Source organism: Celeribacter sp., from assembly GCF_048266405.1.
Lineage (GTDB): Bacteria > Pseudomonadota > Alphaproteobacteria > Rhodobacterales > Rhodobacteraceae > Celeribacter.
The window spans coordinates 48676-70528 of the sequence record NZ_JBLWZO010000004.1 but is presented as its reverse complement, the minus strand read 5'-3'; the positions used below and the strand labels follow the sequence as shown (position 1 = coordinate 70528).

General features: G+C 56.2%; 21 protein-coding genes, 1 tRNA gene and 1 riboswitch. Of the genes, 16 read left to right on the top strand and 6 right to left on the bottom strand.

The window, feature by feature from the left end; all coding sequences use genetic code 11:
• Positions 1–36: 36 nt before the first annotated feature.
• The 3 genes from ACN0TS_RS09730 to ACN0TS_RS09720 all read right to left on the bottom strand — a co-directional run bounded on the left by ACN0TS_RS09730 (position 37) and on the right by ACN0TS_RS09720 (position 2973).
• Entirely contained in the window at positions 37–1212 is a 1176-nt protein-coding gene (locus tag ACN0TS_RS09730) for a hypothetical protein (protein WP_417259160.1), read from the bottom strand.
• Positions 1213–1387: 175 nt separating this feature from the next.
• The gene (locus ACN0TS_RS09725; RefSeq protein ID WP_417259159.1) at positions 1388–2398 is read right to left on the bottom strand and encodes a phosphoadenosine phosphosulfate reductase; all 1011 of its coding nucleotides are present in this window, start codon (positions 2396–2398) and stop codon (positions 1388–1390) included.
• Between the two features lie 359 nt (positions 2399–2757).
• On the bottom strand, positions 2758–2973 hold the full coding sequence (locus ACN0TS_RS09720) for a hypothetical protein (RefSeq protein WP_417259158.1): 216 nt from the start codon (positions 2971–2973) through the stop codon (positions 2758–2760).
• 209 nt (positions 2974–3182) lie between these two features.
• On the opposite strand from ACN0TS_RS09720, the gene ACN0TS_RS09715 reads away from it, so the two are divergent.
• Together ACN0TS_RS09715 and ACN0TS_RS09710 are read left to right on the top strand one after the other, a co-directional pair.
• Complete coding sequence (locus tag ACN0TS_RS09715; protein ID WP_417259157.1) at positions 3183–3452, top strand: DUF2312 domain-containing protein; 270 nt, start codon at positions 3183–3185, stop codon at positions 3450–3452.
• A 34-nt stretch (positions 3453–3486) separates the two neighbouring features.
• Positions 3487–4185 carry a hypothetical protein gene (locus tag ACN0TS_RS09710; RefSeq protein ID WP_417259156.1) on the top strand — a complete coding sequence of 233 codons (699 nt, stop codon included), beginning with the start codon at positions 3487–3489 and terminating at the stop codon, positions 4183–4185.
• Positions 4186–4206: 21 nt separating this feature from the next.
• Here ACN0TS_RS09710 and ACN0TS_RS09705 read toward each other — a convergent pair whose 3' ends face one another.
• Positions 4207–5082: a hypothetical protein gene (locus ACN0TS_RS09705; RefSeq protein ID WP_417259155.1), complete on the bottom strand. Its 876-nt coding sequence runs from the start codon at positions 5080–5082 to the stop codon at positions 4207–4209.
• 138 nt (positions 5083–5220) lie between these two features.
• Between ACN0TS_RS09705 and ACN0TS_RS09700 the strand changes: the two genes are divergently transcribed.
• From ACN0TS_RS09700 to ACN0TS_RS09675, 6 genes are all read left to right on the top strand, one after another.
• The gene (locus ACN0TS_RS09700; protein WP_417259154.1) at positions 5221–6915 is read left to right on the top strand and encodes an ABC transporter permease; all 1695 of its coding nucleotides are present in this window, start codon (positions 5221–5223) and stop codon (positions 6913–6915) included.
• Positions 6916–6922: 7 nt separating this feature from the next.
• Positions 6923–7450: a gluconokinase gene (locus tag ACN0TS_RS09695; protein ID WP_417259153.1), complete on the top strand. Its 528-nt coding sequence runs from the start codon at positions 6923–6925 to the stop codon at positions 7448–7450.
• Positions 7451–7471: 21 nt separating this feature from the next.
• Positions 7472–7547 (top strand) — tRNA-Thr (locus ACN0TS_RS09690).
• 330 nt (positions 7548–7877) lie between these two features.
• Positions 7878–8003: a hypothetical protein gene (locus ACN0TS_RS09685; RefSeq protein ID WP_417259152.1), complete on the top strand. Its 126-nt coding sequence runs from the start codon at positions 7878–7880 to the stop codon at positions 8001–8003.
• Positions 8004–8197: 194 nt separating this feature from the next.
• On the top strand, positions 8198–9490 hold the full coding sequence (locus tag ACN0TS_RS09680) for an HlyD family secretion protein (RefSeq protein WP_417259151.1): 1293 nt from the start codon (positions 8198–8200) through the stop codon (positions 9488–9490).
• A 3-nt stretch (positions 9491–9493) separates the two neighbouring features.
• Entirely contained in the window at positions 9494–11545 is a 2052-nt protein-coding gene (locus ACN0TS_RS09675) for a glycosyltransferase (RefSeq protein WP_417259150.1), read from the top strand.
• Positions 11546–11601: 56 nt separating this feature from the next.
• On the opposite strand, the gene ACN0TS_RS09670 is transcribed toward ACN0TS_RS09675, so the two are convergent.
• On the bottom strand, positions 11602–14097 hold the full coding sequence (locus ACN0TS_RS09670; protein WP_417259149.1) for an ATP-binding protein: 2496 nt from the start codon (positions 14095–14097) through the stop codon (positions 11602–11604).
• A gap of 4 nt (positions 14098–14101) precedes the next feature.
• Complete coding sequence (locus tag ACN0TS_RS09665) at positions 14102–14839, bottom strand: response regulator (RefSeq protein WP_417259148.1); 738 nt, start codon at positions 14837–14839, stop codon at positions 14102–14104.
• A 242-nt stretch (positions 14840–15081) separates the two neighbouring features.
• Here ACN0TS_RS09665 and phnD point away from each other — a divergent pair, with 242 nt between their 5' ends.
• From phnD to ACN0TS_RS09625, 8 genes are all read left to right on the top strand, one after another.
• Positions 15082–16065: a phosphate/phosphite/phosphonate ABC transporter substrate-binding protein gene (gene phnD / locus ACN0TS_RS09660; RefSeq protein ID WP_417259147.1), complete on the top strand. Its 984-nt coding sequence runs from the start codon at positions 15082–15084 to the stop codon at positions 16063–16065.
• Between the two features lie 65 nt (positions 16066–16130).
• On the top strand, positions 16131–16904 hold the full coding sequence (phnC, locus tag ACN0TS_RS09655; protein ID WP_417259146.1) for a phosphonate ABC transporter ATP-binding protein: 774 nt from the start codon (positions 16131–16133) through the stop codon (positions 16902–16904).
• Positions 16901–17692, top strand: a complete 792-nt coding sequence (gene phnE, locus ACN0TS_RS09650; RefSeq protein WP_417259145.1) for a phosphonate ABC transporter, permease protein PhnE — start codon at positions 16901–16903, stop codon at positions 17690–17692. Before phnC ends, phnE (ACN0TS_RS09650) begins: the two co-directional genes overlap by 4 nt.
• Positions 17689–18486, top strand: coding sequence for a phosphonate ABC transporter, permease protein PhnE (gene phnE, locus ACN0TS_RS09645; RefSeq protein ID WP_417259144.1), 798 nt, complete (start codon positions 17689–17691; stop codon positions 18484–18486). Before phnE (ACN0TS_RS09650) ends, phnE (ACN0TS_RS09645) begins: the two co-directional genes overlap by 4 nt.
• A gap of 121 nt (positions 18487–18607) precedes the next feature.
• A complete protein-coding gene (locus tag ACN0TS_RS09640; RefSeq protein WP_417259371.1) occupies positions 18608–19492 on the top strand; it encodes an HAD-IIA family hydrolase in 885 nt (294 codons plus the stop codon).
• A 125-nt stretch (positions 19493–19617) separates the two neighbouring features.
• Positions 19618–19724: riboswitch (TPP riboswitch) on the top strand.
• A 7-nt stretch (positions 19725–19731) separates the two neighbouring features.
• Positions 19732–20325 carry a YkoF family thiamine/hydroxymethylpyrimidine-binding protein gene (locus ACN0TS_RS09635; RefSeq protein WP_417259143.1) on the top strand — a complete coding sequence of 198 codons (594 nt, stop codon included), beginning with the start codon at positions 19732–19734 and terminating at the stop codon, positions 20323–20325.
• A 38-nt stretch (positions 20326–20363) separates the two neighbouring features.
• Positions 20364–21131, top strand: a complete 768-nt coding sequence (locus tag ACN0TS_RS09630) for an ABC transporter permease (protein WP_417259142.1) — start codon at positions 20364–20366, stop codon at positions 21129–21131.
• Entirely contained in the window at positions 21118–21852 is a 735-nt protein-coding gene (locus tag ACN0TS_RS09625; RefSeq protein WP_417259141.1) for an ABC transporter ATP-binding protein, read from the top strand. Before ACN0TS_RS09630 ends, ACN0TS_RS09625 begins: the two co-directional genes overlap by 14 nt.
• The last annotated feature ends 1 nt before the right edge of the window (position 21853 follow it).

The following is a 21853-nucleotide window of genomic DNA, read 5'->3' as shown; positions in this document are numbered from 1 at the left end:
TGTCTCCTTCTGGATCAGGGTGGACGGGAACGGAAGTTAGTCGTCGTGGTTTGCAGCGCGGCGTGAGGCAAAAGCTGCTTCGACCGCGTCTTCGCTCTCTACTTGTTCGAAACCGAATGGCTTTGGGGTGGACGGGGCGCGCAAGTCCGCGATGTCTTCGCCTGCATCAACGCAGGCTGCGATGGCGTCTACTTTGGCTTCGAGGGCTTGGGCCTCTTCGATGTCCTTCGTCATTGGAGGGGTGTCGAGCGGGGCATCGGCATCGGCCAGAACGGCGGCGATATGTTCATCGTGCAGGCCCGCGAGTGGTTGCAGCGTTGCTATTTGTGTCGGCTTGAGATCGCGAGGTGCGGGACGTTCCAAGATGTCGGCGATGGTATTGCGAAGCGCGTCAGCCTCATGGGAGGATGGGTGTGCATCCGGCTTAGCGTATGGCTCCGCACCTGCATTTCCCTGCGCGGGAGATGTTTGGGCAGTGAGACGCAAAATGGCTTTGGTCAGTAGAAAAGGCGCGGTGTTATCTGTCTCGTGATGTGGCGCTGTGGAGGTATCTTGCGCGTTGTTCACTTTTTCGGGCTGATCAGCGTTAGACAGGTCGGCTGTATTGCGGCTTGGGCCTTGCGCAAAGATGTTTGTGATTTCTGCCTCGCGCCGAAATTTGAAGCTATCCTCGCCCAAAGTGGCATCGTTAGCCTTATCAATAGAGGCATCCTGTTCGATTGGCGTCTCAGGCGTTGTGATCGGGGCGTCGGTCAATGGCGGTTCGTTTGGTGAGGTGGCGATTACGGCCGCTTCATTGCCATCTGTTTCAGCGAGGGTGTTATCGCGAAGATCGCCCGAGGCGTCATTTTGTGGCGCATCGGAGCGTTCCGTTTCCAACTGTGCCGTCTGTGTGCGAGCCTTCGGCCAGATCAACACATGGATCAACCGATCGTTCCGGTACATTTCGGGGTTGCTTATGATTTCAATGGGGAGCTTGGACATATCAATGCGGCGGGGGCGACGGGTCTCGATCACCGCATCGGCTGTTGTGCCGCGGACCCGTGTGTCGCCTTGCTCGGTCGCGCAGGCTCGGATTTCATCGCAAAGCTCGGCTTCGCGGCATTTGAGCGCTGCGATTTGTGCGCGAACCTTTGCGAGGTCGTCAACCGCTGAGGGGGCCTCAGCGTCATTCGGCGCAGTCTGGGGGGCAGCATTGGGGTCAATCATCATCAGGTCTCCTTGGACCCAATGTGCGACAGAGTCGGTTAACAAAGCCCAAAGAGATTCTGAAAGATCCGCGCGATGGCGTAATCGGGTTTAAACAGGTCGCACCAAGTTTGGCATGTGACGGGTGGCCATGTCGTGGGGGAGGTGCGGGCCTGCGATGAGACGTGGCCCGCAGGCCTTAAGCGGTTTCGGTCTGGTCTGCTGATTTCGGCGTGGTTTTATCCGACTGGGAGCCAATAGCGCGTTGCGCTGCTTTGAGAGCCATTCGAAAGCGGCGAGCTGTTGGGACCCGTGCCGTAACCGCACGACACAGCGTGACGACGCGATGGGGGTTGCCGTGAGCTTCAACTTCTCGAAGCAGGCGGCGCAGGTAGGGCATATTATGGCGACGTGCCCGCAACAGGCGGGTCAGTACGGCAGGTGTCAACGTGCCTTCCATCGCATGGATCAAAAGCGGCTCAAGGATGTCCATGTCGACCAAACTGGTCTCGATGTCAGCGCCGAAGTGCGGCACGGGCCGGCGGGTCACATGCGGAGCGTTGAACAGCGCTGCGTGCATCGCATCTTCGGTTTGATAGGGGTCGTAAAGCACCAATGCCGCCTGTGCGCCCTCAATCATGTGTGGAGCAAAACCATAGCGCGAGGTGAAGTCGGCGCGCCGTGTCGAAGGGAAGCGATTATCCCACGAGGTCAGGCGGCTGTCCAAAGTGGCTTGTGGAGCAAGGGCGATGACCGTGGCGCCTGGTGCGGTGACGCTATAGGCACATGCGGCATAGCCATTGGGGCCCGCGCCGTAAAACACCACGCGGTCGTATTCCTCGAAGAACCCGTCATCGACAAGGCGGTCGAAATAGTCGTAGACGGCGGGGCTGCGAAACCACTTGGCTGCGGCAGGGCCATTGTGGGCGAGGATCGACAGATGTGACCACCCGTTGTCGAGCGCAAGATTGAATGCCTCCGGGTAGCCGTTGGCGCTTGTCTTTGTGCTGCGCTCAAAATTGTCGAACGACACGAGAAGCGTGTCGTTCCCTTCGATAAAGGCACAGGCGTGATCACGTCCCAGTTGCTCAAAATACCCTAACTCTTCGGCGGTATCATCCAAGGCTGCACACCACGCATTGCGGGGCAGTTTGGAAATGTCGTCGAGATCGGCGGATGCCAGTGTGGGGTGCGCTGTTTTTCCAGTCATTTGAACTCTGTGTCACTTTCGATGCGTGAAATGGATCCCCTCGGGGCCGCATGTCTTAACTTGGAGCAAAATGGTTAACGCTCCAAGGAGGAACTAGGGCGTTCTGCGGGTAATAAAAAGTAGGATAGCGGGGAATGTGTTTCATTGTTGACTTGGGCGAAACAATGCGGCGGAGGTCCGCGCATTTTAAGGCGAATTGGAAACGCAAGCCTTGGAAAAGCCATCAACTGCCGGTTGAGCAGATGGGAACTGTGGCCTCTGACATCGGTGACAAAAGGTGTCGGGGGAATCAAGGCGCTTAGAAGGAGCGAGTGCTGCGCGATGAAGGTTCGGCTGCGCACAATGGCACCGCTTCCATCTTAGCCTAGAATAATACCGACAGTGACCGCCGCCAGACCGAGCGCAGAGGTCATTAAAGCCAACAGGTTGAGTGGAACCACCTTTTGCAGGCGTGCGCGGATCTCGTCGTCGGAGCCGCCAAGTTTCTTTGCCTTGAGGGCGGCCATGATGCAGTAGACCAAAAGAGCCACACCAAAGAGCGTCAACAGGGCGCCTACCCAAATCATCCAAGCCATGCTGTGTCCGTCCTTTGCCGTGTCACGTTGAGAATGCGCCCCTCATATCTGCTCGCGGGCGGGGGCGCAATCATGTGCGGTCTATAGGATGATCCGTGTGGTCGTGGCTATGTTTCACGAGCGGTTCGACGTATGCGCGGGGCTTGCCTTGATCGCGGGTGCGCGGTAGGAAACGGGCCTGATGCAATCCAGATAAAAAGGGTCACTCCATGATGGACGACACCACTTCAGGCTCCGATGCAACCTACCGTGTGGCCGCCGACGAACTGCGCTCTTTTGTCGAACGCTATGAGCGTCTCGAAATGGAGAAAAAGGACATCGCTGACCAACAAAAGGAAGTGATGGCCGAAGCAAAGGGACGTGGCTACGACACCAAGGCCCTGCGCACTCTCATTGCCCTGCGTAAAAAGTCTTCTGATGAAATCGCCGAACAAGAAGCCGTTCTGGAGATGTATAAAGAAGCCTTGGGCATGACCTGAGATCAGCGATGGGACGCTCGGGGATCAGTGAAATATGACACGGCGGGTCGCGCGACGTGTGGTCTTGTCGTTCATTGCCCTGCTTCTTGGGTTGGGGATCGGGTTGGTCGTGTTGGGATTCACCCCCGCATTGGCCGCAGCCTGTCCCGCCTGCTTCGGCTTCACCAAGGTGGCCGAGGGACTGTATTCCGAAACCGACGATCCGATGGTGACGCCCGAGTTGGTGCGCCGTCTTGAAGTGGCCGAGGCCCGTGTTGAAGCGGCCTTTGGCGAGGTGCATCGCCCCCGCATTCTGGTATGCTACACCGATACTTGCCATAGAATGATGGGAGATATCGAACCCTTGGCGATGACCTATGGCTCGCTCTTGTTCTACCTGTCACCGCACGGCCATGGCACCGATATTATCGCCCATGAACTGGTCCATTCGACCCTGCACAAAAAACTCGGGGCCAAGCTACAGGCGGACTTTCCCGTATGGTTGGACGAGGGGATTGCGGTCTATGTGTCCCAAGACAGTCGTTTTGACACCAATGCCAACAGCTGCAAGGCAGGGGATGATACACTGCCCGCGACGGGCGCCGAGTGGCTCGAATCCAATTCGCAGCAGGATTTTTCGGCCTATGGGCGGGCAGGGTGCCGCGTGGCGCAATGGCTCGAAGCTCATCCTGAAGGCTCGCCCGATGGTGGCCTCGACGGGCTTATTCGGGCTTATCTGCCAGCACAGGACTAAAGGCCGCTTTGGAGGACGGGCCTAGCTGATGAAGGTCACGCCCGGCAGGCCTTCGATCAGATAGAGATCATCCTCATAGGTGGCCGTCAGCCGCTCGATCAAGGCGTCATCCCAATCAGGCAAATCAATCTCGTCTTCCATCATCGCGGGATCGGCATATTTGTCGAGAAACGCCCCAAGGATACGTTGGAATTGTAGCTCGTTCTTGGGTTTATGCGTTTCGAGATAGGCGCGAAGGCGCGTGACCCCTTCGGGCTTCATCAGTGTGGCGATCATGTCGAGCGCCCCCGCCAACGGCACGGACCCTTTCACGCCTGCAACCTCGCGGATCAAACGCCCCCAGATTACGGGAGTGTCTTCAAAGGCGTAGACCTTGAACGCGACATCGGGGCAGACCGCGCGGATCATGGTGATCAGGCGCGACCATCTCAGGTGATCCAGATCGGCATTTTGAATGAAGTCCGAGTAGCGACGTTTCCCGCCTTCCAAGGCAAAGGCCGCGGGAATGAAGCTGGCGGGATTGCGCACCCCGAGGACGAATTCCATTTGGTGATCGGCAAAGACATTGCGCAGCCACGACAGACGAAATTCGGCTTTGGCGTAGAGCTTGCCGTCCGCAAAAATGCCCTGCGGCATACAGATCACATCCTCAAGGCTCATCACCAAACGGTCGCAATTTTCGGCCTCCGTGATCTGATCGAGGATCATTGCTTGGGTGTCTATGGAGGCGGGGGCACCTTTGACCTTTTTCATCACGTCGGGAATGATCGTGCGGTAACGGGCAGGGCCGGGGACCACTATGCCATGCTCGGCCAGTCGTCCCGTGTTCTTAAGCAGTCCCCGCATTAACGCACCGCCAGCTGTGCAATGTGCGCCGATATGCATGGAAATGATCATGGACAGCCCACCCGTTCCGTTCCCCGACCAGACGTCGAAGGTCTATCTAGATTGTGTTTCACAAAAAACGCTTTAATCCCCTCATCATATGCACTTTTGTGGACAGGGAAACATGTTTCGCGTATGCGGTGGGGCGAAATGACCGACCAAATCACTCAATTACCGTCCGCCCCCGAGAATGCGGCCCCCAAATTGCGCCGTGTACGGCGGGCAGAGCCGTGGTCTGTTGGCGCAGTTCTGATTGCCGCTGTGGTCTTGATGCCGTTGATCGCCGTGGTGTGGATTGCGCTGCATCCGACCGACAATATCTGGCCGCACCTGCTGTCCACAACCTTGCCGCGCTATGTTGGCACGACGGCGGTGTTGACGCTTGGCGTGGCGCTTTTGGCTGCCTGTGTCGGCACAGGGGCCGCGTGGCTCGTTACCATGTATCGTTTCCCGCTCAGCCGCGTGATGGAATGGCTTTTGCTTTTGCCTCTGGCCATCCCCGCCTATGTGGGGGCTTACGCGTTGGTCGATTTCTTCGAATACGCAGGGCCCGTGCAAACCGCCATGCGTACCGTGTTCGGGTGGCAATCTTCGCGCGATTATTATTTCCCCGAAATTCGCTCCATCGGGTCCGCGATTATCGTCTTGGCTGCGGCTCTGACCCCTTATGTCTTCCTCATGGCCCGCTCGGCATTCCGCGAACAATCGGGATCGGTTTACGAGACGGCGCGTGCCTTGGGCGCGGGGCCGTTTGCACGGTTCTGGCGTGTTGGCCTGCCGATGACACGTCCCGCCATTGCCGCAGGCACCGCGATTGTGATGATGGAAACTGTGTCGGATTATGGCACCGTGTCCTATTTTGCCGTGCAGACCCTTACCACGGGTATCTTCTCCACATGGCTTGAGGGCGGAAATGCCGGCGGCGCGGCGCAGATCGCTTCTGTGGTGTTGCTTGTGGTGTTCTTGTTGGTGGCCCTCGAGAAATCCTCACGCGGTAAGGCGCGTTTCCATGCGGGGGCCCGTCATCCGCGCCCCATTATGCCGATCCGCCTCACTGGTCTGCGCGGGATCGTTGCCCTCGCACTTTGCGCCATACCCTTCCTCGTGGGCTTTGTTCTGCCCATCGGGGTGATTGGTGTCCACGCGATGGGCGAGCCCGAACAATGGGCTGCTCCGGGCTTGCTGTCCGCGCTCAAAAATACTCTCACCGTTGCGGGCCTCGCTGCGATTATCACCGTCACCGCCGCCCTGTTTATGGTCTACGGCGTGCGCCTCACGGGACGCAAATTGCCCAAACTGCTCTTGCCCTTCACCACTCTTGGCTATGCCGCCCCCGGGGCCGTGTTGGGCATTGGCATTCTGATTCCGATGGCGGGACTTGATCACATCATTGCGGATGCGTGGGAGCGCTTCACTGGGCGCGACATCGGCTTGCTCCTCACAGGCTCGTCCTTTGCCATCATTCTGGCCTATGTCGTGCGCTTTTTCGCGATTGCCCAAGGGGCCGCAGACGCTGCGATGGGCCGTGTCGCCCCCTCGTTGCCAATGGCCGCGCGATCATTAGGGCAAAGCCTGTCGGGCACGCTACGCCGCGTCTACGTGCCGCTTATTCGCGGCTCGGTCGGCACGGCTCTTTTGCTGGTGTTTGTGGATTGCGTCAAAGAACTCCCTGCGACGCTTTTGCTGCGCCCGTTCAACTACAACACGCTTGCCACCCGCGTGCATGAAAAGGCCTCGCTTGAGCAGCTTGAACAAGCCTCTCCCGCCGCCCTCTTGGTTGTTGCTGTGGGCCTGATCGCTGTCATTCTCATGGCGCGCTCTGAAAGCGCCTCCGATCTGACATAGGGACCCCATGCGTACACTCGACATCATCATCGTTGCAGGCGTCTCAGGATGCGGTAAATCCACTGTCGCCAAAGCCCTTGCCGAGACCACAGGCTATCCGTTTCTTGAGGGCGATGAATATCACCCCGCAGAGAACGTCGCCGCAATGGCGGCAGGAACGCCACTGACCGACGAGATGCGGTGGCCGTGGTTGCGCAACCTTGCCGCCTCTGCCGTGGAAAAGGCCAGCAGGGCAGGGGGCGCCGTGATCAGTTGCTCCGCCCTCAAGCGCGCCTATCGTGACCTGCTGCGCGCCCAGACGGGCGGGTGTCGATTTGTGATGCTCACAGGGGACCGTGACTTGATCTATGAGCGCATGTCAGCGCGCACCGACCACTACATGCCGCCGACCCTGCTCGACAGTCAGTTTGCCGATCTTGAAGGTCCGGATGCGACTGAAACCGACCTCATCGAGGTCGCAATCGACGGCTCATCGGCGCAGGTCATAAAACAAGCACACGTGATGCTAAATTTTGACTTGCACCCTAAAGAATGACTCTCTAAACGGTCCCCCAGTGCCCCTATAGCTCAGCTGGTAGAGCAACTGATTTGTAATCAGTAGGTCCGCGGTTCGAGTCCGTGTGGGGGCACCATTTCACCATCCGAAAACATCCAAAGACATGCGATAAGCCCTTTGTTATAAGGGTTTTGCGATGTTCCTTTGTCCGATAGCGTTTTGTGCTGTCCGAAGGAAGCCCCCAGTATTGGGGGGCTTTTTGGGGGCTTCGTGATTTTGTGAAAAGTGCGAGGCCCCCAGATGCCTTTAAGTGATTCCCAACTTCGGTCTCTCAAGCCACATGAAAAGCTCCATACAGGCACATGCCTAAAAAGTTTGGGACTTTGAAGGCCTGTATATCTTGGTAAAGCCAAGCGTCTCGAAGCTTTGGTAGGTCAAATACAGACCGCACAGGCGAGAGCGGTTTTTGTCGATTGGACAGCACCCTGAGGTATCGCTTTCACAGGCAGGTTGGACCAAATATGTCGCGCGATCGCAGGTGGCCGGAGGCATTGATCCAAGCGAAACCCAATCTGTACATCCGCCCCGCTAGTTCAGCCGATATCTAGCGAACGAAGGCGTGCCCAAAATTTTTGCGTTAAATGCGGTCACATGTGCCCCAGTAATGACAGAATAGAATGAAAGGATGTCTCAACCATAAAAATACTGGAAGATCGCGCCGCACAATCTAAGGTAGAATATGGAGATTCCGACATACTTCGTGTTGCTGCCAAGAAGGGGCTACAAATGCCAATTACTCTACTCCGTGTTCTCATAGCGACAATTCTTCTGGTTGTGGTGGGCTTTACGGTTGCCCCCTATGCGACCAGTTACGTGTCGACATCCGCAGTCGTGAACGCACCCTTAATCAACATCAGTGCGCCGTTCAGTGGAATTATTGCCCAACCGACCAAGCCTGTTTCTGCAATTGTGGAAACAGGTGAAACACTCATCGAATTAAAAAACTCGCGTAGTCAACGCGGCACACTGCAAAATGCACAGACGAGGCTCGGCTCTCTCAACGGCGAGATCGTCGGCATGGAAAAGCAGATGCGCGATTTGGCCAGTTTACGTGCCAATCTCATTGATCGGCGAGACGCGCTTGTCGCCGCGCGGACGGCATGGTTCGTTCCACGTCTCGAAGAAGCTAAAGCCAATATCAGCCGCGCGAACACTGCTGTCTTGAAGGCGCAGAGAAACATGCAGCGCATAGAGCAACTGGTGAAGAGCGGCTCCACGACCCAGACCGTTGCGTTGGATGCCGAGACAGAGCTCTCCGCAGCCCAAGCCGATCTGGCTCAGCAACAGGCCGCGTTTAATCAGCTGCAAATTGAGCGTGACACGCTCGATGGCGAGATGGGGATTGATTTGACGGCCAACGGGTTTGAGCAAATTGAATACCGCTTGAATGAAATTGATGTGCGCCTCGCAGATATTAATGCGCAGTTGCTCGAACGGCAGGCACAACGCGCAGGCCTCAAAAATCAGATTTCGACATTAAGCATAGAGGCCATGCGCCAAGAGCGATTTAGCCCCAAGGTGACAACATCGGGGATCATCTGGGAAGCGTCTGCCCGTGAGGGTGCCACTGTAGCAGTTGGTGAAAACGTCGCGAAGGTTCTCGATTGCTCACGACGTTTCCTTGAGGTCCAATTGCCTGAGCGGCATTTTGAGAACATTCCGACGGGCACCACTGCAACGGTTCAACTCAAAGGATCGACAGAACGGTTCACCGCTCAAGTCCTCGCGGCCTACGGCAGTGGAGCACGCCCGAACCGCGACATGCAAGCCGCCAGCCCAAGGATTGAAACAAATGACGGGTTCAGGGTCATTGTCGGGCTTGGGGAGGCAGATTTGAACGATGCAATGGCCGCAGGGTCATTCTGCGATGTCGGGCGAACCGCCGATGTGCGCTTTGAACTGCACCAAGACAGCCTCTTGTCGCGCATTTCACGCCTGTTCGAGGGGTTAGGCGGCCATGATCCCACCAGTCCGGCACTGACGTCTGGCGAGAAGACTGCTCCGATAGCAACGGAGTAAATCATGCCAGATTTTCTTGTCCCAATTGCGTTGGTCGTGGCTTTGGCCTTGCTCATACCACGGCGATGGATGTCGGGAACCAAAATGCGCCCCTTCGCAGTCAGGGTGTTGTTTCTAGCGACTTTAGCTGTGATCGTTCGTTATCTTATGTGGCGTTTTACAGAGACCCTACCTGTGCCAGGGACAGGATGGGCCGAGGCGACCTTCGCGTGGTTCTTGATCGTTGTTGAATCGCTTATATGGTTCGATACGGCGGTCCTGTTTTTGATGCTGTCACGCAGGCGGTACAATACCGATGCAGCCACGGCGGGCGAGACGAGACTTCGCCAAACAAACCCGCGTGACCTGCCCAAGGTCGATATTTTTATTGCAACCTACAACGAAGATCTCGAAGTGCTCGAAAAAACGATTGCGGGGGCCATCGCTCTTGATTGGCCCAAAGATCGTTTTACCGTCTACGTTCTGGATGATGGTAAACGGGATTGGCTCAAATCGTATTGCGCACAAAAGAGCATCGAATACTTCACGCGTGACAACAACGACCATGCGAAGGCGGGGAATATCAACGCAGCGATAGCGCGGACTGAAAACCCGTATTTCATGGTCCTCGACGCGGATTTCGTCCCGCAACAAAACTTTCTCTATCGCGCTATGGGTCTTTTCGAAGATGAGAGGGTTGGCATCGTCCAAATCCCCCATAATTTTTACAATGCAGATCCGATGCAAAACAACCTCGGTTTGCGCAAGGTGATGCCCGACGACCAGCGGCTCTTTTTTGATGCAATCATGGTTGGTCGTGACGGTTGGGATGCTGCATTTTGTTGTGGCTCGAACTCAATCACACGCCGCACAGCGATGGAGGCCATCGGAGGAGGCCTGCCGACAGGGTCGATCACCGAGGACATGCTGCTCACGCTGGCACTTCTGCGTAAGGGATATGTGACGCGCTATCTCAATGAACGTCTTGCTGTAGGCCTTGCGCCAGAGTCGCTTTCGGCAATGTATGTCCAACGTGCCCGTTGGGCGCGTGGGGCCATTCAAATGCTTTACCTGCGCGACGGCCCGTTGGGGCCTGGCCTGAAACTACGGCATCGCCTGATGTTTCTGCCCCTGACGTGGATCGTGCAACCCTTCATGGTGATTGCAACCATCCTGACCCCCATCATCTGCCTGTGGACAGGATGGTCGCCACTTGCCACCGCAAGCGCGCAGGAAATACTCTCGTTACAAGTCCCCGCTATGCTCGCGACATTGGCGACGTTGCGGTTGGTTGCTCCGAAATCCTTCTTCCCGTTGGCCTCAACAGTGCATTCAGCGCTCCACGCGCCGCGTATCCTGCCCACCGTCATCACCACTCTCATCAAACCACATGGACATGCCTTCCAAGTCACTCCGAAAGGCAGCGCGGCAGGTGGCGGGGGGATCGACCGTACAATGATCTTTTGGCCGATTGCCCTCATTTTGGTCGCTGCTTTGGGCCTTTATGTGAATTCGGATATTGATAGTCGAATTGTTCTGGATAACGGGCAAATCCCCATACTTGCCTTCTGGACGGTCATTAGCATGATATTGCTTTCCATCGTTCAGGCCGTTGCTGTTTCCCCGCATACAGAGCAGCGCGAAGAACGGTTTGAATTCAATCAGCCCTGCACAATTGCAACCAAAGCCAACGAGTCCCTCACCGCACAGGTTGAAACACTGTCCTTGGCCGGGGCGCGGATCGGACTCCAAGACGAAACTCAGGTTCCACCCAATATCAGATGGCTGCTAGTCGACATTCCCGAGATTGGGTCTATCGCTGCAAACGTCATCAAACACAAAGGGCTTCAGATCGAGGTCAGTTTTCATTTGCCGACCGGAGAACAGCGCGACCATCTGATGCGCATCCTCTTTACGATGGGGCGGGACAACTCAACACAGGCGGAAGGTTCAATCGCTCTGGCGCTTCTGTCGAGCATCTTTACCACAAACGAAACATCCACACCCTCGCGCACACCCTCGACAGAACCGCCGCCTTGGTTGGCGAAATCCATGCGCGAAAGGTTGAGTGACTAACCGGCGCGATTGGCCTAGGGGAGGCGTGTCTGATGATACGGTGCCATAGTCATCCGCTATTCCCCGCGTTTTTCGGAAATTGCGTCGAAGAGATCATCTTTGGCGACGGGTTTTGTGAGCATTGCGAAACGGCTGCGATACTCTTTGAGAACGGGGGCTCCGACTGGCAGGCGCGATGACATCAATATGGCGCAGGACTGCGGGTTTTGTTCCAGAAGGGCATTGATCAAAATGAGCCCTGACTGGCCATGGTCGAGATTAAGATCGGACACCAATAGGGTAATGTCGGGTCTGTGTGTGATGGTGGTTCGTGCTTGCGAGAAACTGGTCGCGACCAAGGTGTCGTACCCGAGCGATGCGAGTGCGGTCTGTAACGACGCAGCCGTGTCGGGATTGTCGTCAACCACCAAGGCTGTGCCTGTGAATGGCCTCTTCGACGGCGTTTGAGGTGGCGCTTTCGAGATGGGAAACCGGATCAGGATCGTTGTGCCTTGTGATATCGCGGAGCGGATATCCAAGCTGCCGCCGGATTGGGTGACAAATCCATAGACCATCGACAGGCCTAGCCCTGTGCCTTCGCCATTGGGACGGGCCGAAAAGAAGGGTTCAAAGGCATGGCGGCGGGTCTCTTCCGACATACCTGCCCCATCATCTTTGATGGAGAGAACCGCTTGCCCGTCCTGCTCGGAGAGACTGATCCAGATGTTCTCAGCATCGGCGGGGGCTTGCGCGGCGTTCATGCAGACGTTCAGGAGCGCACTTTCAAACTGGCCCGGGTCGAGAGTGACGTGCAAGGCGAGGTCGCCGAGATCCAGATGCAGTTTGACGGTTTGGGGCAGGGCGATGTCCAGTAGGTCTTGCATCCCTTCAACCAGAGAGCCAACATCTACGACTTCTGGTTCAAGGTGTTGTTTGCGAGCGAATGCGACCAAACGTTCGGTGAGAGACACGCCTAAATCGACGGCCGTTCTGATCCGCCTGAGACGGGTCGGGGCTGCGGCTGCGTTTGCGGTTTCCAACAGGTGAAGGTTGCCGGAAATAGTCGAAAGGATATTCCCGAAATCATGCGCCACTTCGCCAGTGACCTTGCCGAGGGCTTCAACGCGACGAATTTCTTCGAGTCGGTCCTCAATGCGCTTGCGCTCGGTTGTTTCCGACAAAAGCCAAACGGATCGACCATCAGGCAGTTTTGACGAACGCACTTCGATAACGTCGCCCATCGGGTTTGTATACTCATCGAAGCCACCGCGGTCATCGGCGCCATTTTGACGGCGAAAGGCCGATAGAGCCAAGAGGTCTTGCATTGTTTGGGCCGGAGTGTCGGCGTCGCGCGGAATATGTAAGAGCGCCCGCACGTTATCATTCTCAGCTTCGATAAAGCCCTCGGGTGTGAGGATCGCAACACCGTCTTTGATGCTGCGAAACACACTGGAAAACAGAGTGTTTTGACGCGTGATCTGTGCGGCTCTTCGATCAAGTTTCTGCGCATTGGAGCGAAACACGCCGAAAGCGTGAAACAACCGGCCGATTTCATCTTGGGATTTGTCTTTGTACGGCAATGTCACGGTGTGGTCGCCGGACGCAAGTTGATGCATCCCGTCTGCAATCAGGCGCAGGTTTCGCGTCACATAGCGGGAGACGAACAGCGCCGAGATGATTGCGACGCAGGCGCTAAAGAGCGCTAGTAGCGCAACGCCGGTCTGCGCCAGTTTCAAATTGCGGGAGGTCTGCATCCGCGCCGCGCGCAAACGTTCCTGTGCGGCCTCAACCCGTAGGGCCGCATAGTCGCTGATATCGCTCGACAGTTGGCGTATCCGAAACAGTGCATTCTCGGCATCAAGTGCTGCCGTCAAGGAGTGATACTTCAGTTGAAACAGGTCGTCAGGATGGCTCATTAAAATGGCGTCAATATCCTGTATTCCGCGCTCTGCGATGGGGCTAGAAGGCATGGCCGCACGAATTTGCGTAAAGTGGCGGTTAATCTCGCCCACCTCCAAAATTTCCTTCGCACGGGTTACGCTGCGCGCCTCGCTGGCAAGGCGTCCGAGCGCGGCCCAGGTCAAGCGGTCGTCTAGCGTGGCATCTGTTGAATTGGCTTGGCGTTGAAACCTGTCCTGTAGGCGTGCAAGTTCCGTATCCATTTTCGCGATTTCGGCTTGCAGGGCGCTTTGAGGAGAGGACACACGCAGTAGGTTGGCAATGGCTACGCGCACCCGAGCAAGAGGCAAGGCAAGGTCGTCTTTGCCCTCCGACAGGCTGTCGAGGCGATCAATGGTCTGCAAAATCTCACCTGCATCCACCTGACGTTGGTAGGGCACCTGAACCGTCAATAAAAACGGAGCGGCTGTCGCGAGGTCTGCCGCGTTCCGCGACAAGTCCAACGCTTGGGACACTTCAGACAATGTGTCCCGATGGATCGTATCGAGCCAGTTTTCGGCGTTTCGCAGCATTAAGAGGCTGACAACCGCAATGACCAACGTGACCGCGCACAGGGTCAGGATGGCGATGGAAAGCCGCGCTTTGACGCTCATGGATCGAAGGAAAGACAACACCGCGTTATCCCGCGTCCAGCTTGAAGAAATATCCCTGCGAGCGTCGTGTTTGCAGGTGTACGGGTTTGGACGGAGTGTCCTCAATTTTACGGCGCAAACGCAAAATGAGGACATCAATGGTACGATCGACATAGCGCTCCATGTCGGAGCCCAGTTCGGATAGGAGTTCCGGCCTCGAGATCACCCGCGACGGATTGCGCGCAAGATATTCCAAAAGGCGATATTCCCCGTTTGTCAGTGGAATTTCATGGCCTGATTGGTCCAGCAAGATGCGGCTTTGCAAATCGATCTGTTTGGTTCCAAAGGCAATTGTGTGCTCTGGCAACGATGGTGCGCGGTTCACGCCATGCCCGTATCGGCGCAGCACCGAACGAATGCGGGCGACCAATTCGCGTGGGTTGAACGGCTTCATCAGATAATCATCCGCGCCTGTTTCGAGGCCGATGATTTTGTCGATTTCGTCCCCGACACCCGTCAACATAACTATCGGCAACGCATATCGCGCTCCGATCTGGACGGCCAGATCCAGACCGGATTCTCCACGCAAACGCAGATCAATGATTGCCAGATCAACAGCGGGCGGTTCGCCAAGTGCCAAGAAATCGGCGCTGCTTTCGCAGGCGATTGGTGTAAATCCACTGCTGCTCAACAGTTCGCACAGGGTTTCTCGTACCTCGTGATCATCATCGACAATCGCGATAACTGGCGGTGTCTGGTTCTGGTTTTGGTTTTCGAGTGTCACCCTGATCCTCCCCGATACAGCGCTATGTCAATTTTTGTCCTAGTTTGCCCTAGGTTTAAAGAGAAAGACGGTGGGTGGGGCCTGTCTGTAATATTGTTAACATTAAATCCGTCCGCCGTAACGGTCGGTTAACACAGCCAGCCTCGCGCTCGGGGCATTGATGCTCTTAGGCTAGGGACGTCGCGTGGTAGCGTTTTGGAGGACACTGCCAGAGGAGCGCGATCAATTTTAGGGAGAATTACATGACTTTCAAAGTGACAAATGCAGCCGTGGCTGCAAGCCTTATGGTGCTCGGTAGCGTTGCTGCCGCGAGCGCTCAAGACTGTGCAGAGCGCGGGGCGTTGGATGCGCTTTACTGCGATGCGAACGGTGATTTGGTGGCTGATACCCCCACCGATCCAGCCGAGCTGAACGATCCGAATACATTGGTATTTGCATATACACCGGTCGAAGATCCGGCTGTCTACGCTGATATCTGGGCGCCGTTTATTGCCCACCTTGAAGACGTAACAGGCAAAGATGTGCAGTTCTTTGCGGTGCAATCCAACTCGGCTGAGGTCGAAGCCATGCGCTCGGGTCGTTTGCACATTGCAGGCTTCTCGACGGGTCCAACACCCTTTGCGGTGAACCTTGCTGGTGCTGTGCCTTTTGCAATCATGGGCGCAGAAGATGGACAGTTCGGCTACCGTCTTCAGGTGTTCACCCAAGCGGATAGCGATATCAAAGAGGTCTCTGATCTCGCGGGTAAACGCGTCGCACACACATCGCCCACGTCAAACTCAGGCAACCAAGCGCCACGCGCGTTGTTCCCAGGCCTTGGTGTGATCCCTGATGAAGATTATGAAGTGGTCTATTCCGGCTCACATGACCAGTCCATGTTGGGTGTTGTCGCAGGTGATTACGATGCAGCTCCTGTTGCGTCTGAAGTTGTGGATCGTATGGCAGAGCGGGGTCTTTATGATCCGGCAGACGTGCGCAAGATTTGGGAAAGCGACCCATTCCCGACAACGTCTTTCACACTGGCTCACGATCTAGAGCCTGCGCTTGCAGCGAAAATCCAGGAAGCCTTCTTTACGTTTGAATTCGAAGGCACCGCTCTTGGTGACGAGTTCGAAGGCGTCAGCAAATTCATCCCGATTACCTATAAGGATCAATGGGCTGTCATTCGTGAGATTCAAGCGTCCAACGGCGTTGAATACACACCTCAAGGCCTCGCAGCCAATTAACCCTCCCCCCGCAGAATGCGGCTCCGATCTCTTGGTCGGAGCCGCTCGCACGTTTGAGAGGCAACATGCTAGAAATTAAGAATCTCGTGAAAAGATACGGGAAAGGTGCGCCTGTCTTGAAGGATTTGAACCTTTCGGTTCAAGGCGAACAGTTAATGTCGATCATCGGATCGTCTGGTGCCGGTAAAAGTACGCTATTGCGTTGCGTAAACCGTCTGGTCGAACCGACATCCGGCAGTATCACACTCAATGGCACTGATTTCACGACACTAAGTGCAAAAGAATTGCGTAAAGCGCGTCGTCGGGTTGGCATGGTATTTCAGAGCTTTAATCTGGTGGACCGTTTGAGTGTCATGGAAAACGTCCAGTCCGGACGGTTGGGCTACATCTCGACATGGGCCGCTGTGACACGCCGCTATCCTGCCGAAGATATTGAACGCGCGTTCGAATTGATGGAACGCGTGGGCATTGCGCAATATGCTGACAAGCGGGCAGACGAGTTGTCGGGTGGCGAACGTCAACGCGTTGGCGTTGTACGTGCCTTGATGCAACGTCCAGAAATTTTGCTTGCGGATGAACCTACGGCGTCGCTTGACCCCAAAACATCCGAACAAATCATGTCTTTGTTGCGCGACCTTGCGCGAGAACTGAACCTGCCTGTCATCATTAACATTCACAACGTGACCGAGGCTAAAGAGTATAGTGACCGGATCGTTGGCATGCGGTACGGGCGGATCATTTTTGACGATAAACCAACCGCGCTCGATGCGGCGCAGATGGACGAAATCTACGCAGGTACGCCATCGGAGGATCGTCAGGAAATGGGTGCAGTCGCATGACCACCCGAACAGTTTGGCGCAAACAGCCGTTTATCAAATCTCCCGTTCTCAGATGGGGGGTCTACATCGCCGTCGCCGTCTATGTGATCGGGACAATTGCAACCTTGCCAATTGATTGGGAGCGCACGTCACAAGGGATGACACGTGCCGCGCGCATTTTTAATGGTGCTTTTCCGCCCAGCTTTGATCGGTCTGGCCTCCTGATCTCGGGTTTCATGGAGAGTCTGAAAATCGCGATTCTTGCGACGACCCTTGGAATGATCTTGTCCGTGCCGTTGGCGTTCATGTCGGCTCGCAATATCTCACCCAAGCCCGTCTATCTTCTGGGGCGTGCGACCTTCATTCTCGCGCGCAGCTTCCACCCCGTGATCGTTGCAATTATCTTTGTGAAAGCCGTGGGGTTCGGTCCTTTGGCAGGGGCACTGACGCTGACGATCTATTCCATCGGGTTCGTGGCCAAGCTGCTCGCCGAACGGATCGAAGAAATTGACTTCGGACAGGTTGAAGCCATGCGGTCCGTCGGTGCGCCGTTTTACAGTACGATGATCTACGCAATCCTGCCGCAGATCATGCCACGTTTGGTTGGGCTTGGGATCTATCAGCTTGATAGTAACCTGCGGGCCTCGGCTGTTGTTGGTATCGTCGGTGCGGGTGGCATCGGGGCAACCCTTGCCAATGCGTTTGGGCGCTACGATTACGATTTCGCGCTTGCCATCACAATGGTCATCGTCGGCGCGATCCTGATTTCCGAAGCCGTTAGCGGTATGATCAGAAAGCGGATGACATGACACAGAACCTCACACACGAATGGGCGCGGTTTACGCCCGCACAACGTATGAAACGCTATGTGGGATTGCTGACCGTGACCTTGGTCGTCGTCTGGGCTTTGGGCAGCATCAATGTGATTTGGGAATGGGTCTGGGATGCGCCATTTCAGTTGGCCGATCTGTTCGCACGTATGGTGCCACCTGATCCGACCAACTTGCCTTCCATCCTGGAGGCCACGTGGCAAACGATTAACATCGCGACGATTGCGACGATGTTTGCCATCGTGCTGTCTTTGCCCGTTGCTTATATCTCGGCGCAGAACACGACCCCGAATGTCGTTTTCCTTTGGCTTGGCCGTTTCATCCTGGTGTCGTCGCGTTCCGTCAACACAATCATCTGGGCGCTGTTGTTCGTGGCTATCTTTGGGCCAGGGATCATCGCTGGGATCATCGCAATCATGTTCCGGTCCATCGGTTTCCTTGGCAAATTGTTGGGGGAGGCGATTGAAGAAATCGACCCTGCTCCGGTTGAGGCGCTTGAGGCGTGCGGTGCGTCAAGGTTCAAGGTTGTGATGTACGGGATTGTCCCGCAAGTGATGCCCGCCTTCTTTGCGATCAGCATCTTGCGTTGGGACATCAACCTGCGTGAATCCACCGTTCTCGGCCTTGTTGGCGCAGGTGGTATCGGGGTGATCCTGCAAGGTGCGATTGATACCTTCCAATGGCAAGAAGTGTCGATGGTTTTGCTCACGATCCTCGCACTTGTCATCGCGGGTGAAGTTATCTCTTCTACGCTACGCAAGAAACTTCTGTAAAAACAGATGAGCGCCGCGCCGTTGTGTGACTGACGGTGCGGCGTTCATCGCGCTATGCAAACTGCCGATTTCCAACAAAAGGAACAGACACGTGATTGATAGCGAACCTCGTCTGGGTGGCATGCTAACAACGCAAACGATTTTTGATCGCTATGAGGCCGTCCGTGAAAGATTACCTCAAGTCGTTGCTCAAGGTGAGACGACTGAAATCCAATCACTACTGGATATAGCCGATCAGGTGGACGCCTTTGTGTTCGATGCCTTTGGTGTATTGAACGTTGGCGAAACACTGATCCCTGGCGCGGATAGACGTTTGAATCAGCTCCGTGAACGTGGGTGCGCCATTCGCATCCTGACCAACGCGGCCAGCTATGATCATGACGGTGCCATTGCAAAGTTCAAACGCTTGGGACTGAAGGTCGAGGATGATGAGATCATCACCAGTCGGCAAGCCACGCTTCAAAACATGGGGGCAGGGCATTGGGGCGTGATCTCCGCCGATGCCGATGATCTGAGCGATCTGCCAGAAAACATAACCCGTCTGAAAGACACTGCCGAAGACTACGACACGGTCGATCAGGTGTTGTTTCTATCAACCACTGACTGGACATCCGCACGTCAGGAGATGTTGGAAGCGTCACTTCAGCGCCACCCTAGACAGGTGTTGATCGCAAACGCCGATCTCGCGGCTCCTCGTGATGACGGATTTTCCGTGGAACCGGGATATTTCGGCCATCGCATCGCCGATGCCCTCCCAGAGTGCGTTCGCTTCTTCGGAAAGCCATTTCCCGAAGTTTACGATTTGATTGAAGCGTCACTGCCTAGCGTGGCGCCCATCCGGATCGCGATGTGCGGAGACACCTTGCATACTGATGTTCTAGGCGCCGCAGCTCGTAATTGGCGTACGGTGCTCGTCACTCAAGACGGGATGTTTGCAGGCTGCGATACGCAACCATTTGCCGAGCAGTCCCGCCTCTTTGCCGATTGGCGTCTCAATAGAATCTGAACATTGCAACCATGAGCGACGCGGCGCATGGCTTTGGTCATCGTCGTATTATGCGAACCAGTTCATTGGCTACAACGCATAAAAGCCGACTTGACGGGCAGCGACATCCAGTCCTATACCTCGTGACACATAACCAGGGGTGCTCTGACCAGAGCTGAGATGCGCGAGACTGCGTGAACCCTTTACAGCTGATCCGGATAATGCCGGCGGAGCGAGGGAAAATGTTTATAGGCGCGCAAGTGTCACTTTATCCAATGACGTCCGATTTTGTGACTGTCATTATGTCGGGGCTCGACGCCCTCACACCATACAAAAACAAATTGCGCATCGAGACCGACGATATGTCGACCTTGATGGTCGGTGCGCCCGATCCGTTGATCGACGCGATCCGTGATCTGTTTGCCGCCACCGCGCGGATGCCCGATCACGTCACGATGCATGTTACCTTGTCGCGTGGCTGTCCGGGCGAGCCTGACGATCCAACCTGCCGGTGCGAGACGCTGACCCGTGCGCAAGATCAATCTCTTGAGGAGCGCAAGGCGCTCGCGCTTGAGGCGGTTCACTCCGCCCCCGAATTGGGCGTTCAGATCGACATCCAGTTCTCGCTCTATGTGCTTGGACAGGATCGGCACATGGATGAAATCTACGGTTGCATCGACTTTCTAAAGGGGTCTGGCACGTTCTTGAAATCCAAAAACTTCTGCACCCGCCTGCGGGGCGATGCAGGGGCGGTGTTCGAGACAGTGCGGCAGGCATTCTTGCGGTTCGGTCCTGCCGAAGGCCATGTCACCCTTGATCTGACAGCTTCGGCCAACAGCCCGAGCCTCGTCTAAACCTCCCATTGCGCGTCTCTTCGCGCTCGGAGTCCCCCATGCATTCCTTGCGTCATATTTTGCCGACCGTGCTACTTGCGTCTGCGCTTCTGCTGGCGTGGCAACTCTATTGCACGCTGGCCGCTGTGTCGCCGCTTGTGCTGCCCGCGCCGAGCCATGTGTTGCGTTCGCTTTTTGTCGAGCGCGAGCGGATCGGGCCACATGCGCTCAGCACCATCTGGGTGGCGACGTTCGGCTTCTCGACCTCGGTTGTGTTCGCCTTTGCCGCCTCTGTCGCGCTGCATTTTAGCCCGTGGCTTCAACGTGGCTTGATGCCGCTCCTCGTGGCAAGCCAGACGATCCCGCTCGTCGCTTTGGCTCCGCTGATGATCCTGTGGTTCGGGTTCGGTCTGTTGCCCAAGGTTTTGTTGGTCATTCTCGTCACCTTCTTTCCGATCCTTGTCAGCTTGTTGTCGGGTTATGCGCAGGTGCCGCAGGCCTATCTGGATTTGTTGGTTTCCATGCGGGCGCGGCCGTGGCGCATCTTTCGCCGCGCGACCATGCCCATGGCGCGGGCGTCCTTTTTCGCGGGTCTGAGGATTTCGGCCACCTATTCAATCGTTGCGACGATTTTCGCGGAATATGCAGGGGCGCGGCAGGGCTTGGGTATTTACATTCTGACCGCCAAGAACAGCTTTCGCGCGGATCTGGTTTTGGCCGCTGTCGTGGTGTCCGCCTGTCTGACGCTTTCGCTTCTTGCTGTGCTGCGCCTGATCGAGCGGCTCACCGAACACGGCCATAAAGGAGGACGCAATGCTGTCCGTTGAGGCTCTCACGTTGCATGTGGACGGGCGGACGCTCGTCACGGATTTCGCCTGCGATCTCGCCGTGGGGGAGATCACTTGCCTGATCGGCCCCTCGGGATGTGGCAAAACGTCGGTCCTCAAACATCTGGCGGGCATTTTGCCGCCGCAGATCTTCGCGCAGGGCAAAATGGCGCTCGACGGCACCCCCATCCAATGCCCGCATCCCGACATTGTTTATCAACCGCAAAGTGACGCTTTGTTCCCCTGGCTGACCATTGCGGGCAATGCGGCGCTCGGGCTTGAAATGGCGGGTGTGCCTGCCAAAGCGGCCCGCGAAACCGTTGTGGCGCAGTTCGAGGCTTTCGGCCTTGCGGGCTGCGAAAACCTCTATCCCGAACAGATTTCGGGCGGTATGCGCCAACGTGCGGCCTTTCTGCGCACCATAGTGCAAGACAGCCGCTTTGTTCTTTTGGACGAGCCGTTTTCAGCCTTGGACGCGGTGACACGGTTGCGGATGCAGGGCTGGCTTTGCGCCCGTTTGGCCGAGACGCCGCGCGGCGTGTTTATGGTCACGCATGATCTTCACGAAGCGACACAGATGGCCGACCGCATCCTTGTGATGTCCGCTGGCTCAGGTCCGCTTTTGGCCAACATTCCCATCCCGACACCGCGTGCAAGCCGCAATGAGGCTGCGCTGGCCGATATTCGTACAACCCTAAAAACCCTACTTCTGGAGACGTAAA

Excerpts from the sequence above, each read along its gene's own strand:
- ACN0TS_RS09730 (WP_417259160.1), bottom strand. The coding sequence starts at position 1,212 with ATGATGATTGACCCCAATGCTGCCCCCCAGACTGCGCCGAATGACGCT.
- ACN0TS_RS09725 (WP_417259159.1), bottom strand. The coding sequence starts at position 2,398 with ATGACTGGAAAAACAGCGCACCCCACACTGGCATCCGCCGATCTCGAC.
- ACN0TS_RS09720 (WP_417259158.1), bottom strand. The coding sequence starts at position 2,973 with ATGGCTTGGATGATTTGGGTAGGCGCCCTGTTGACGCTCTTTGGTGTG.
- ACN0TS_RS09715 (WP_417259157.1), top strand. The coding sequence starts at position 3,183 with ATGATGGACGACACCACTTCAGGCTCCGATGCAACCTACCGTGTGGCC.
- ACN0TS_RS09710 (WP_417259156.1), top strand. The coding sequence starts at position 3,487 with ATGACACGGCGGGTCGCGCGACGTGTGGTCTTGTCGTTCATTGCCCTG.
- ACN0TS_RS09705 (WP_417259155.1), bottom strand. The coding sequence starts at position 5,082 with ATGATCATTTCCATGCATATCGGCGCACATTGCACAGCTGGCGGTGCG.
- ACN0TS_RS09700 (WP_417259154.1), top strand. The coding sequence starts at position 5,221 with ATGACCGACCAAATCACTCAATTACCGTCCGCCCCCGAGAATGCGGCC.
- ACN0TS_RS09695 (WP_417259153.1), top strand. The coding sequence starts at position 6,923 with ATGCGTACACTCGACATCATCATCGTTGCAGGCGTCTCAGGATGCGGT.
- ACN0TS_RS09680 (WP_417259151.1), top strand. The coding sequence starts at position 8,198 with ATGCCAATTACTCTACTCCGTGTTCTCATAGCGACAATTCTTCTGGTT.
- ACN0TS_RS09675 (WP_417259150.1), top strand. The coding sequence starts at position 9,494 with ATGCCAGATTTTCTTGTCCCAATTGCGTTGGTCGTGGCTTTGGCCTTG.
- phnD (WP_417259147.1), top strand. The coding sequence starts at position 15,082 with ATGACTTTCAAAGTGACAAATGCAGCCGTGGCTGCAAGCCTTATGGTG.
- phnC (WP_417259146.1), top strand. The coding sequence starts at position 16,131 with ATGCTAGAAATTAAGAATCTCGTGAAAAGATACGGGAAAGGTGCGCCT.
- phnE (WP_417259145.1), top strand. The coding sequence starts at position 16,901 with ATGACCACCCGAACAGTTTGGCGCAAACAGCCGTTTATCAAATCTCCC.
- phnE (WP_417259144.1), top strand. The coding sequence starts at position 17,689 with ATGACACAGAACCTCACACACGAATGGGCGCGGTTTACGCCCGCACAA.
- ACN0TS_RS09640 (WP_417259371.1), top strand. The coding sequence starts at position 18,608 with ATGCTAACAACGCAAACGATTTTTGATCGCTATGAGGCCGTCCGTGAA.
- ACN0TS_RS09630 (WP_417259142.1), top strand. The coding sequence starts at position 20,364 with ATGCATTCCTTGCGTCATATTTTGCCGACCGTGCTACTTGCGTCTGCG.
- ACN0TS_RS09625 (WP_417259141.1), top strand. The coding sequence starts at position 21,118 with ATGCTGTCCGTTGAGGCTCTCACGTTGCATGTGGACGGGCGGACGCTC.